Origin of the sequence: Qipengyuania gaetbuli, from assembly GCF_009827315.1 — a bacterium.
In the GTDB taxonomy this organism is placed as follows: Bacteria; Pseudomonadota; Alphaproteobacteria; order Sphingomonadales; family Sphingomonadaceae; genus Qipengyuania; species Qipengyuania gaetbuli.
Genome location: NZ_WTYF01000004.1, coordinates 1,765,366 through 1,775,850, shown reverse-complemented (window position 1 = coordinate 1,775,850; position 10,485 = coordinate 1,765,366). Strand labels below are relative to the sequence as shown.

Here is a 10,485-nt window from a genome sequence, read left to right as displayed (position 1 = left end):
GGCCGGAACGCCGGCTCATGGAGCGTATTGCAAAGCGCTGGCGCAGGAAACCGCCCGAATCGGGTATTTCCGTTCCCGCTATTCCTCCCAAGGGACCGCTGCCCAAGCAGGGCGGCGCCGAAGCCCCGCTGGTTTTCGACTGACCTAGCCTTCCGCGAGGAAGGCGAGCAGCGCTTCCTCGAATTCGTCCACCCGTCCGTCGGCGGCGATCTGCGCGTCGAGCCATTCCTTCTCGCCATCCGTCACGCCGTGCGCATCGGCGGCGGCTTCTGCGGCGGAGGCACCGCTTGCCTTGCGGCCGAACACCTTGCCGAACGCATTGGGCGAAGCCTTCGCCATCCGGCTCAGGAACGAGCCGACGCCATGCGAGGTGTCGTGCATGAAGGCCTGCAGTTCCTCCGCACGCTCGCGGCTGATCTGCGCATTGGCATGGGCATGGCCCTGCAGGTAATTCGCCACGCCCTGCACGAACAGCTGCTTCCATTCGGGCGCATTGTCGCCGTCCAGCGTCGCGTCCTTCAGGCGGAAGAGCATCTCGGCTTCCTTGCGGCCGACGGCTGCAGGCCGTTCGCTCGCAGGCGCGAAGATCGCGCGGCGCAGCAGTTTCGCTTCGACCGCATTGACGTTGCCCGCTTCCAGTTCGCCGCCGCAGCGGGTCGGGCCGGTGCCATGCAGCACGGCGTGCTCCACCTTGGCGACCGCGAAATCCTTGAGCGAGGCGGGCACGTTCTGGGCGCGCTCGAAAACGCGCAGCAGCAATTCGAGTTCGGCCATCGAGCACAGGTGCCCGTCGGCATCGATCTGGCTCACCAGCCAGTCGGCATTTTCCTGGTCGACATAGCCGCGCGGCGCGCGCTGGTTGACCACGTATTCGCCGAGCGCCTCGACGAAGAAATCGGTCCATTCGGGGCCGCGCTCGCCAAGCTGCGCATTGATCGCGAAGATCGCTTCGGCTTCGTTCTGGCAGATGCGCCCGTCCGGCCATGCCTCGCGTCGCAGCGAGAGGACTTCCTCCGCCGAAACCTCGCCATTGGCCGAGACACGCTTGGCCAGATCCGAAAAATGCACGCTCATGCTCGTCCTACCCCACAATTACAGGCGCGGGAGAGCCTAGGACGGTTTGCTTAAGACCAGGTTAGCGACGCAGGGCGCGCACGCAGGCGGCCCGGTCAACGTCCAGCGCATCGCTGGCACGGCGCGCGGCGACATAGGTCGCGCTCGGCTCTGCCCCGGGGGCGAGCGGGTAGAGATAGACGTCGAGCACGCAGGCCTCGCCGGTAAACTGCAGCTTGTAGGCATCGCCTTCGCGCACCGAGAGGCGCGGCGGGCCGAACAGGTTGGCAAGCGCCGTCGCGTTCTTGCCGATCACGCCTTCGAGGCCCGGCAGGTTCATCACCTGCGGCGCCCGGAACCCACCGGTCGAGGGGGCCGGGCGAACTTGCGTCTGCGGCGGCGGGGTCGTAGCTGCCGGGCGCTGCTGCTGCGGTGGCCAGTAGGTCGGAGGCGAGGAGCTCACGCAGGCGGACAGGGTTGCCGAGGCAAGCACGACGAGGGCAATTTTACGCATGGGCGCCTCTTGCGCGGTGAACCATGTGGGTTGCGCTCGCCGCGCCGAGCACGGGGGCGAGCAGGTTGGCGAACGGCACCAGCATGATGCCCGCGACTGTCCCGCCGAGGAGGAGCCTCTGGCCGGCGCTCATCGGGGCGATTTCCGCCTTGTCGCTGCGGTGGCGCAGCCAAACCATGTCCTGCAGCTCGCGCCCCAGCAACCAGCCGTTGACCGCCCAGAACAGGACCGCGGTGCCGATGCCGGTGACGAGTAGCGCAATGGCGAAGGGCAGGGCGACGAGGTTCACCAGCACGGCGCGAAGGGCCGAGCGCAGGCTGTTGCCCAGTTCCTCTCGGAACGGCAGGCCGGCGACCTTTGCGGCGTGCGGATAATGCCGCGCCTCCACCGCACGCACGATTTCGTCGGCGTAGAACTGGAGGACGAACAGCGCCACGATGCGGAACAGCAGCCAGCCAGCGACAAGTCCGATGGTCAGCGCGGCGACGGCCGCAAGGGTATCGCTGTAGTCTTCGGGCATGTTGGTAGCGAGCCAGGTCTCGATTGCCGAATCGAGTGCGGCCCACAGGCCGATGCCGAGCACGGCAAAGATCGCCAGCGTGACCAGCACGCTTTTTACGAGCACTTTCACAATGGCGGGATCGCTCAACTGGCTCAGCGACAGGGCAAGGGCGCGGGGTAGCGAAACCATGACAGGGGGCGGGGAATGCGCGCCCCGCCGCGGCAAGTCAATGTTGCCCTTGGCCTAGGCCCGACGAACCGCTAACCGCGCCCGACAACTCGTTACCTGACCTTCCCGGAGTACCCATGTCCCAGCCCCGTTACGACGTCCTCGCCATCGGCAATGCCATTGTCGATGTGATGGCCCCCTGCGCAGACGATCTTATCGAGGAGCTGGGCCTCGCCAAGGGCGGGATGACCCTGGTCGACACCGAGCGGGCGAAGGAACTTTACGACGCCATGGGCCGCGCGACCGAGATTTCGGGCGGTTCGGCGGCCAATACGCTGGCCGGCATGTCCTCGCTGGGCGCGCAGTGCGCCTTCATCGGCCAGGTCGCGGCCGACCAGCTGGGCGAGATCTTCAGCCACGACATCCGCGCCGTCGGCATCGATTTCGACACCGCGCCCCGCGCCGGCGACCCGCCGACCGCGCGCTGCCTCATCTTCGTGACGCCCGATGGCGAGCGCACGATGAACACCTTCCTGGGCGCAAGCCAGTTCCTGCCGCCGGCCGCGCTCGACGACGAGCTGATCGCCAGCGCCGGCATTCTCTATCTCGAAGGCTATCTCTGGGATCCCGAAGAGCCGCGCAGCGCCATGCGCCGGGCCATGGAAGTCGCCCGCGCCGCGGGCCGCAAGGTTGCCTTCACCGCGTCGGAAAGCTTCGTGATCGACCGTCACGGCGACGATTTCCGCCAGATGATCGACGAGGGGCTGATCGACATCCTCTTCGTCAACGAGCACGAGCTTGCGACGCTGACCGACGAAGCCGATTTCGAAGCCGGCCTCGCCAAGGTCGAAGGCAAGGTGCCCGTTCTCGTCGCCACGCGCAGCGCCAAGGGCGCGGTCGGCATCGCCTATGGCGAGCGCGTCGATATCGAGGCGGAGCCGATCGACAAGGTGGTCGACACGACCGGCGCGGGCGATCTCTTCGCTGCCGGCTTCCTGACCGGCCATGCGCGTGGCGAAAGCCTCGAGCGGTGCCTGCGCATGGGCGCCATCTGTGCAGCCGAGATCATCAGCCACATCGGTGCGCGCAGCGAAAAGGACCTCAAGGCGCTGGTTGCCGAAAAACTCGGCTGACCGGCGCTCAGGATACCGGCTTGCGGTATTCCGGGTCGCGCAGGGTCAGGATGTAATGCGCCAGTTCCTTGGCCTGTTCGGGGTCGAGGTCGAAATCCATCACCATCGGGTAATTGTGCGCGTCGGTGAGGTAGGCCTGCAGCGTGTCCTCGGTCACGCCTTCCCGGTTGGCGATATCGGCAAAGGTCGGCGAAGCCGGATTGGGCGACAGCCACGGCTTTTCCACCGCATGGCACCCGCCGCACGCACCTTGCGCAAAGGCCAGCGGATTGTCGTGCGCGACATCCGTTGGCATGGCGATCGCGGTTTCCTCCTCCCCGTAGGCCGTCTGGCAGGCGGCGAGCCCGGCCAGGGCGATGGCGGGAAGGGCGAAGCGCAGCGGCGATCCGGTTCTTGTCATGGGGGGATTGTGCCGTCGTCCGGCCCGCTCTGGCAAGGGGAAAGGCGGCAGCACCCTCCCGCTTATCCCAACCGTTCACGGCGGACCTCGCGTTGGCCGATATCGCGGCGGCAGAACCCTTCCGGGAAATCGACAGTGTCGACTGCAGCATAGGCATTGCGCTGCGCCTCGGTCGCGCTGGCGCCGCGCGCCGTCACGTTGAGCACACGCCCGCCGTTTGCGACCAGCTGGCCGCCGTCCAGCTTCGTACCTGCGTGGAAGACCTTGGCGCCGCCCGCCTCCGCCTCGCCGATGCGGATCGCTCCGCCCTTCTTCGGCGTGTCGGGATAGCCTTCTGCGGCCATGACCACGGTGAGGGCGAAATCGTCCGACAGCTTCGGCGTCGCGATCTCGCCCAGCCGGCCTTCGGCGCAGGCGAGCATGATTTCGACGAGGTCGCTTTCCAGCCGCATCATCAGCACCTGGCATTCCGGATCGCCGAAGCGGACGTTGTATTCGATCAGTTGCGGCCCGTCCTTCGTCAGCATGAGGCCGGCGTAGAGCACGCCCGAATAGGGATGCCCTTCCTCGCGCATGGTCTGCACGGTCGGGCCGACGATTTCGCGCATCACCTGGTCCTGCAGCGCCTGGGTGAGGACGGGGGCGGGCGAATAGGCGCCCATGCCACCGGTATTGGGGCCGGTGTCGCCTTCGCCCACGCGCTTGTGGTCCTGCGCGCTGCCGAAAGGAACGATGGTCTGGCCATCGGTGAGCGCGAAGAAGCTCGCTTCCTCGCCGGTGAGGAACTGCTCGATCACGACTTCGCTGCCCGCGCTGCCGAACTTGCCTTCGAACATGTCGGACAGCGCGTGCTGCGCGTCCTCCCGCGTCTCGGCGATGACCACGCCCTTGCCCGCCGCAAGCCCGTCGGCCTTGAGGACAAAGGGCGGGTCGAACTTCTTGAGCGCGCCCCAGGCCGCTTCGAGCGAGGTGCAGCGCACGAAGCGTGCAGTGGGGATATTGGCCCGCTCGCACAGCTCCTTGGTGAAGGCCTTCGATCCTTCCAGCTGTGCAGCAGCCTTCGACGGGCCGAATGCAGGGATGCCGGCGGCGCGCAGGCTGTCGGCAAGGCCGTCGACCAGCGGCGCTTCGGGTCCAATCACGACCAGCCCGACGCCATTGTCGCGGCAGAAGCGTTCGACTGCCGCATGGTCGGCAACATCGAGGTCGATGCATTCGGCACATTCGGCCATTCCGGGATTGCCCGGGCTCGCCCACAGCTTGTCGCAGGCCGGCGATTGCGCCAGTTTCCACGCAAGCGCATGTTCGCGGCCGCCGCTGCCCAGCAAAAGGATATTCATGCCCGCCGATTTCCCGTCAGATTCCGAAGATGAAGGCTTGGTAGCGAAGGGGCGCGCAGGCGACAATGCCGCCCCGCTCTCCATCAGCGAAATCTCCAACCTGCTGAAGCGCACGGTGGAGGACCGCTTCGGCTTCGTGCGCCTGCGCGGCGAGCTGTCGGGCGTGAAGCGTGCGGCCAGCGGGCATCTCTACTGCGCGCTGAAGGACGAGAAGGCGGTGCTCGACGGGGTGATGTGGCGCGGGCAGGTCGACCGGCTGCCCTTCCGCCCCGAAGACGGGCTGGAAGTCGTCGCCAGCGGCAAGCTGACGACCTACCCCGGGCGCTCCAAGTACCAGATCGTGATCGAGCGGATGGAACTGGCAGGCGAAGGCGCGCTGCTGGCCCTGCTGGAAAAGACCAAGGCGCGACTCGCTGCAGAAGGGCTGTTCGACGAGGCGCGCAAGCGGCCGTTACCCTTCCTGCCGCGTACGATCGGCGTGGTCACTTCGCCTACCGGCGCGGTGATTCGCGACATCCTCCATCGCCTCGCCGACCGTTTCCCCAGCAGGGTGATCGTGTGGCCGGTGCTGGTGCAGGGGCAGGGCGCGGCCGAACAGGTGGCCGGCGCGGTGCGCGGCTTTTCCGGCCTGCCAGAAGGCCATCCCGACCGCCCCGACCTCGTCATCGTGGCGCGCGGCGGCGGCTCGATCGAGGACTTGTGGAGCTTCAACGAGGAAGTCGTGGTCCGCGCGATTGCGGATTGCTCGATCCCCACCATCAGCGCGGTCGGGCACGAAACCGACACTACGCTGGCCGATTTCGCCGCCGACCGCCGCGCGCCGACGCCTACTGCGGCGGCAGAGATTGCCGTGCCAGTGCGCGCGGAACTGGCCGCGACCTTGCGAGACTTCGCAGCGCGCAACCAGCGGGCGATCCTGCGACCGGTGCAGCTGGGCCGCGAACGGCTGGAAGCGCGCGTGCAGCGGCTGCCGGGGGCCGAGGCGATCCTGCAACCGAGCGCGCTGGCGCTCGACGAGATGACCGAGCGGCTGCGGCGCGGCCTCACCGACCGCGCGGCACGCGGGCGCGAACGGCTGGCACAGTTGCGCCTTTCGCCTGCCATGCTGGAGCGCAATCTGCGCGATGGCCGCAAGGCGCTCGGCAACATCCGGCTCGTGCCCTCGCTGGTCGAGCGCCCGCTGGCCGATCGACGCGAGAAGCTTGCCGCAATCGCGCGCCTGGCCGAGCAATTGCACCCGGACCGCCCGCTCGAACGCGGTTATGTCCGCGTGACGGGCGCGGGCGGCCAGACCGTGACGAGCCGCGATTCGGCGGCAAGCGAAGCCGCGCTCACGCTCAAGTTCCGGGACGGCGACCTCGCCGTCGTGCCGGGCGATACTGCTCCTTCGCCGCCGCCGCGCAAGCCTGCGCCGAAGCCCCGCGCCAAGGGAACGACGCCTGAACAGGATGATTTGTTCGGTTAAGCGCGAAATGCTAGGATGGCGTCCATGTTGATGAACAAGAATTCGGGCCCGTCTTCGGGCGAGGCAAAGCTGCAGTACGGCCCCAACGGTTTCCGCGTCCTGCGCGCCGGCCAGCACGTCTTCTGCGCGGCATCGGGAGTACCGATCGCGTTGGAGGAACTGCGCTACTGGTCGGTCGAATACCAGGAAGCCTATGCGACGCCGCAGCTGGCGACCGAGCGGCTGAAGCCGTGAACCTCGCAAGGGTCGCACCGCTCCTCACTCTCCTTGCAATAGCCTCTGCCGCGCAGGCCGAACCCGCCCCTGCGCAGCCTTCCGATGCAGCCCCGCTCGCCCAGCCCGTGGCCGCCGATTTCGCCATTCGCGGCGAGCTGGAGCAGGGTGGCTGGATCCGCGGCCGCCTGCCCGCAGGCACGGTGGCTGCGGCACTGGGTTCGACCCCGCTTGCCTTCGACGAGAGCGGCAATTTCTTCGCCGCCTTCGACCGCGACCAAGACGGATCGCTCCGCCTCAGCGCAACGCGGCAGGACGGGCAGGTCGTCGCGCGCGATCTCTCGGTAAAGCCCCGCGACTGGAACATCGAGCGCGTCAACGCGCCCCTGCGTCCCGGCAGGTCCTCCGAGGCGTTCATGGAACGTCGCAGGCCAGAGCTCGAAGCGATCTGGGCAGCGCGCGAGAAGGATACGCAAAGCGAAGGCTGGCGACAGGATTTCATCTGGCCGGCAAGGGGCCGCATCTCCGGCCGTTTCGGGTCGCAGCGGATCTACCAGGGCCAGCCCGGCAGTTATCATTCCGGCCTCGATATCGCGGGTGGCGATGGCACGACCTATGTCGCTCCCGCTGCCGGGACGGTGGTGCTGTCGGTGCGCGGCTTTAGCCTTGAGGGCAATCTGCTGATCATCGATCACGGCCAGGGTCTGAACAGCGCCTTCCTCCATTCCTCCGAACTGTTCGTGAAGGAAGGCGACAGGGTGGAACAGGGCCAGCCGCTCGGCCGCATCGGCGCATCGGGCCGTGCAACGGGACCGCATTTGCACTGGAGCCTCAAGTGGCGCGATGCCCGGCTCGACCCGCTGCTTTTCCTGCCATCGATGTCGGGAGAGTGATAGCCACGCCCATCGGCTGCCGCTAAGCGCCCCGCATGCGTCCACGCCGGCTCGTCCTCGCAATCCTGGTTGCGCTCTCGCTGGCGCCCAGCACCTTCATGCGCAGCCCCCCTCCGCCCGTCGGCAGTCCCTACGCGCGCTTTGCCCCCATCGAATTCGCACCTGCCACCATTGGCCCGCTGGAACTGGCGGGGGCGTGGGAGATCGTCGGGAGGCACCGCGACTTCGGCGGCTTCTCGGCCATGGTGATCTTGCCTGACGGGCAGATGCGTCTCGGCAGCGATGCCGGGCGCCTCTTTACCATTGGCAGGCCCGACCGTGCCGGGGAGATCGGCGGACTGACGGTGCTGGCGCAGCGCCGCGGGGATGGGAAAGTCGATCTCGACCTCGAGGCACTGACCCGTGATCCCGATACAGGGGACGTCTGGGGCGCTTATGAAAGCAGCAACCGGATCGTCCGCTTCGATCAGGCCATGCAGATAGAAGCCACGCGCAAGCCGCCCGAGATGCGAGACTGGGGGGTGAACTCGGGACCTGAAGCCTTCGCCCGCCTGCCGAACGGACGTTTCATCGCCATCGAAGAACGATCGCAGCGCTGGGGAAGCACGAATCACCGCGGCGTGCTGTTCTCCGGCGACCCGGTGCGCGATGTTTCATCCGAGCCCTTCACACTTGACGCGCCCGAGGGCTACCGCCCGGTCGATGCGACAGCGCTGGACGAGGGCCGCGTGCTGGTGCTGCTGCGCTCGCTGGAATTCGGTTTCCCGCCTCGGTTCGGTACTGCCATCGGAATGATCGACATCGCCGCGCTCGGCAGCGGCAAGCCGGTAACCGTGCAGATGGTCGCAGCCCTTGTCTCGCCCGTACCAGCTGACAATTTCGAAGCGATTGCTGTGACCAGGGAAGGGGGGGATCTGGCGGTCTGGCTGGTGTCCGACGACAATTTCATGAGCTACCAGCGCACGCTGGTGCTCAAGTTCGTATGGCAGGCACGGCAAAAGGCGCGCAGGTGACCCCGCGCGCCCTTGCTTAAGTCGTAAAGGAGAAGTGCGCGAAGCCTCAGGCGGCTTCGACGGCAGCCTTCTTCAGTTCGCGCTTCACCTTGAGTGCACGCGCCGACAGCTTCTCGTCATTGGTCTTGAGCAACCAGTTGTCGAGGCCGCCGTTGTGCTCGACCGAGCGCAGGCCCTGGGTCGAAACGCGGAACTTGAAGCTGCGGTCCAGCTTCTCGCTCATCAGCGTGACGTTCTGCAGGTTCGGCAGGAAGACCTTCTTGGTCTTGTTGTTGGCGTGGCTCACATTGTGGCCGACCTGGCGGCCCTTGCCGGTGAGTTCGCAAATGCGCGACATGATACGTCTCTCGTTCGAATGGCTGGGCGAGTTCCCTTGGCCGCGGTGAGCGGGGCGGGGGCTCATTAATCCCGGAAAGCGGCGCGCATAGCGGCGGGTAGCCGAATCGTCAAGCACGTTGCGCGAGGCGGAGCCGGGGGCTAGCGAGGCCGCATTATGACCTCGTGGACCCTCCCGCAACCCATGCAGCGCGCGCTCGAACTGGCCGAGGCCTCTGCCGGTGCGGGCGAGGTGCCGGTCGGCGCGGTCGTGACACGCGGCGGGGCGATTATTGCCGAGGCGCACAATGCCCCGCGCGAAACGCACGATCCGACCGCCCATGCGGAAATTTTGGCGATTCGCGGCGCGGCAGAGGCGCTGGGGGACGAACGGCTCACGGATTGCGAACTCTGGGTAACGCTGGAGCCCTGCGCGATGTGTGCTGGCGCTATCGTCCATGCCCGCATCGCCAAACTCTACTATGCCGCCAGCGATCCCAAGGGGGGCGCGGTCGAACACGGCGCGCGCGTGTTCGAGCAGGAGCAATGCTTGCACAAGCCCGAGGTCTATTCCGGCATGGGCGAGGCTCGTGCGGCGGAATTGCTGCGCGGGTTCTTCAGGGAGCGGCGCTAGGCCTCGCACCTCGCGCCGCTCCCGAAGTGGCGGTTCAGGCGTCGGGCCCGATCGAGCGGATGACCGCACCCTTGTCGTCGAGGAAGTCGATGGCGCTGGTCCCGTCCTTTTCGACGCGCAGCATCATCCGTGGCAGGCCCGAGCCGTCCTGCAGCATCAGCACCGACGCGCGGTCGCGCGACTTGCCGAGGAATAGCCGCGGCGCGCCGCCGGCGCTTCCTTCGCGTACGGCCGCCTTGCCGTCCTTGCTCTCGAACATCGATTCGCCGGGGCGGTCGGAGATGATCACCGCGGCCATGTCACGCTCGCCATTGTCGGTCTGCAGCAGTTGCAGCGTCTGATCGTTTTCATAGCGGTCGAAGGTCAGGCTGGCCCCGGCATTGGTCTTGCCGCTTTCGGACTTGCCCGCCCAGATCAATCCGCCGTTCTCGGTTCCCTCGTCGTTGAGGAACAGCATGCCCGCAGGAAAGCGGCGGTCGGGGCGGTCGATTTCCTGGCCCTTGTGAAAGGCGCCGGGGAAACGGTCGCGGCCGGAAATGACCATGCGCAACGTCCCGTCGGGCTCGCGAATGTTGATCCGCTCGACGTCGAGCGTCTTCATCGTGCCGGGACGCGCTGCCGCGACCAGCGTGACCGCCATGCCGACCAGTGCGGCGCCTGTCACAAGACCTTGCCAATATGCCATCGAGATACCCTGTATTGGTGTTTTAGATGCATATAACACGAAGTGCGAAAGTCATTATATGTCAACGAATTAGGGTGGGTGGGGGTATTTCCTGTCCGTGCTGTCTGCCGGGTGGGTTCTGAGGGGCAGCAATGACCGAACTGTCTGCAAGCGACCC

14 protein-coding genes are annotated in these 10,485 nt (G+C 66.7%); 7 read left to right on the top strand and 7 right to left on the bottom strand.

Annotated elements, in window-relative coordinates; genetic code table 11:
- Window positions 1-17: 17 nt before the first annotated feature.
- Window positions 18-143 (top strand): hypothetical protein, encoded by a 126-nt coding sequence (locus GRI42_RS14090; RefSeq protein ID WP_267904391.1) that lies wholly within the window; start codon window positions 18-20, stop codon window positions 141-143.
- Window position 144: 1 nt separating this feature from the next.
- On the opposite strand, the gene GRI42_RS11155 is transcribed toward GRI42_RS14090, so the two are convergent.
- The 3 genes from GRI42_RS11155 to GRI42_RS11145 form a co-directional block, all read right to left on the bottom strand.
- Window positions 145-1,074, bottom strand: a complete 930-nt coding sequence (locus GRI42_RS11155; RefSeq protein WP_160608561.1) for a hypothetical protein — start codon at window positions 1,072-1,074, stop codon at window positions 145-147.
- 61 nt (window positions 1,075-1,135) lie between these two features.
- Window positions 1,136-1,567 (bottom strand): hypothetical protein, encoded by a 432-nt coding sequence (locus tag GRI42_RS11150; RefSeq protein WP_160608560.1) that lies wholly within the window; start codon window positions 1,565-1,567, stop codon window positions 1,136-1,138.
- Window positions 1,560-2,258: an EI24 domain-containing protein gene (locus GRI42_RS11145; protein ID WP_160608559.1), complete on the bottom strand. Its 699-nt coding sequence runs from the start codon at window positions 2,256-2,258 to the stop codon at window positions 1,560-1,562. Before GRI42_RS11145 ends, GRI42_RS11150 begins: the two co-directional genes overlap by 8 nt.
- A gap of 116 nt (window positions 2,259-2,374) precedes the next feature.
- Here GRI42_RS11145 and GRI42_RS11140 point away from each other — a divergent pair, with 116 nt between their 5' ends.
- Window positions 2,375-3,370: an adenosine kinase gene (locus tag GRI42_RS11140; protein ID WP_160608558.1), complete on the top strand. Its 996-nt coding sequence runs from the start codon at window positions 2,375-2,377 to the stop codon at window positions 3,368-3,370.
- A 7-nt stretch (window positions 3,371-3,377) separates the two neighbouring features.
- Here the strand turns inward: GRI42_RS11140 and GRI42_RS11135 are convergent, their stop codons facing one another.
- Both GRI42_RS11135 and purD read right to left on the bottom strand, forming a co-directional pair.
- Entirely contained in the window at window positions 3,378-3,770 is a 393-nt protein-coding gene (locus GRI42_RS11135; RefSeq protein WP_160608557.1) for a cytochrome c family protein, read from the bottom strand.
- Between the two features lie 62 nt (window positions 3,771-3,832).
- Window positions 3,833-5,110, bottom strand: coding sequence for a phosphoribosylamine--glycine ligase (purD, locus tag GRI42_RS11130; RefSeq protein WP_160608556.1), 1,278 nt, complete (start codon window positions 5,108-5,110; stop codon window positions 3,833-3,835).
- Between purD and xseA the strand changes: the two genes are divergently transcribed.
- The 4 genes from xseA to GRI42_RS11110 are packed head-to-tail and all read left to right on the top strand — an operon-like array spanning window position 5,109 to window position 8,694.
- Entirely contained in the window at window positions 5,109-6,575 is a 1,467-nt protein-coding gene (xseA, locus tag GRI42_RS11125) for an exodeoxyribonuclease VII large subunit (protein ID WP_160608555.1), read from the top strand. The two genes, purD and xseA, sit on opposite strands and share 2 nt — an antisense overlap.
- Before the next feature lie 24 nt (window positions 6,576-6,599).
- Window positions 6,600-6,809 (top strand): DUF2093 domain-containing protein, encoded by a 210-nt coding sequence (locus tag GRI42_RS11120; protein WP_160608554.1) that lies wholly within the window; start codon window positions 6,600-6,602, stop codon window positions 6,807-6,809.
- Entirely contained in the window at window positions 6,806-7,681 is an 876-nt protein-coding gene (locus GRI42_RS11115; RefSeq protein WP_160608553.1) for a M23 family metallopeptidase, read from the top strand. The genes GRI42_RS11120 and GRI42_RS11115 overlap by 4 nt, the downstream gene beginning before the upstream one ends.
- Before the next feature lie 35 nt (window positions 7,682-7,716).
- Window positions 7,717-8,694: an esterase-like activity of phytase family protein gene (locus tag GRI42_RS11110; RefSeq protein ID WP_160608552.1), complete on the top strand. Its 978-nt coding sequence runs from the start codon at window positions 7,717-7,719 to the stop codon at window positions 8,692-8,694.
- A gap of 46 nt (window positions 8,695-8,740) precedes the next feature.
- Here the strand turns inward: GRI42_RS11110 and rpmB are convergent, their stop codons facing one another.
- Window positions 8,741-9,031 carry a 50S ribosomal protein L28 gene (rpmB, locus tag GRI42_RS11105; protein ID WP_160608551.1) on the bottom strand — a complete coding sequence of 97 codons (291 nt, stop codon included), beginning with the start codon at window positions 9,029-9,031 and terminating at the stop codon, window positions 8,741-8,743.
- 156 nt (window positions 9,032-9,187) lie between these two features.
- Here rpmB and GRI42_RS11100 point away from each other — a divergent pair, with 156 nt between their 5' ends.
- On the top strand, window positions 9,188-9,643 hold the full coding sequence (locus GRI42_RS11100; protein ID WP_160608550.1) for a nucleoside deaminase: 456 nt from the start codon (window positions 9,188-9,190) through the stop codon (window positions 9,641-9,643).
- 34 nt (window positions 9,644-9,677) lie between these two features.
- Here GRI42_RS11100 and GRI42_RS11095 read toward each other — a convergent pair whose 3' ends face one another.
- Window positions 9,678-10,328 (bottom strand): hypothetical protein, encoded by a 651-nt coding sequence (locus GRI42_RS11095; protein WP_160608549.1) that lies wholly within the window; start codon window positions 10,326-10,328, stop codon window positions 9,678-9,680.
- Window positions 10,329-10,485 lie beyond the last annotated feature (157 nt).

What these genes read in the sequence shown, in the direction of transcription:
- GRI42_RS11095 (WP_160608549.1), bottom strand. Translation starts at nt 10,328, where the DNA reads ATGGCATATTGGCAAGGTCTTGTGACAGGCGCCGCACTGGTCGGCATG.
- xseA (WP_160608555.1), top strand. Translation starts at nt 5,109, where the DNA reads ATGCCCGCCGATTTCCCGTCAGATTCCGAAGATGAAGGCTTGGTAGCG.
- GRI42_RS11150 (WP_160608560.1), bottom strand. Translation starts at nt 1,567, where the DNA reads ATGCGTAAAATTGCCCTCGTCGTGCTTGCCTCGGCAACCCTGTCCGCC.
- GRI42_RS11140 (WP_160608558.1), top strand. Translation starts at nt 2,375, where the DNA reads ATGTCCCAGCCCCGTTACGACGTCCTCGCCATCGGCAATGCCATTGTC.
- GRI42_RS14090 (WP_267904391.1), top strand. Translation starts at nt 18, where the DNA reads ATGGAGCGTATTGCAAAGCGCTGGCGCAGGAAACCGCCCGAATCGGGT.
- GRI42_RS11100 (WP_160608550.1), top strand. Translation starts at nt 9,188, where the DNA reads ATGACCTCGTGGACCCTCCCGCAACCCATGCAGCGCGCGCTCGAACTG.
- rpmB (WP_160608551.1), bottom strand. Translation starts at nt 9,031, where the DNA reads ATGTCGCGCATTTGCGAACTCACCGGCAAGGGCCGCCAGGTCGGCCAC.
- GRI42_RS11135 (WP_160608557.1), bottom strand. Translation starts at nt 3,770, where the DNA reads ATGACAAGAACCGGATCGCCGCTGCGCTTCGCCCTTCCCGCCATCGCC.
- GRI42_RS11155 (WP_160608561.1), bottom strand. Translation starts at nt 1,074, where the DNA reads ATGAGCGTGCATTTTTCGGATCTGGCCAAGCGTGTCTCGGCCAATGGC.
- GRI42_RS11120 (WP_160608554.1), top strand. Translation starts at nt 6,600, where the DNA reads ATGTTGATGAACAAGAATTCGGGCCCGTCTTCGGGCGAGGCAAAGCTG.
- GRI42_RS11110 (WP_160608552.1), top strand. Translation starts at nt 7,717, where the DNA reads ATGCGTCCACGCCGGCTCGTCCTCGCAATCCTGGTTGCGCTCTCGCTG.
- GRI42_RS11145 (WP_160608559.1), bottom strand. Translation starts at nt 2,258, where the DNA reads ATGGTTTCGCTACCCCGCGCCCTTGCCCTGTCGCTGAGCCAGTTGAGC.
- purD (WP_160608556.1), bottom strand. Translation starts at nt 5,110, where the DNA reads ATGAATATCCTTTTGCTGGGCAGCGGCGGCCGCGAACATGCGCTTGCG.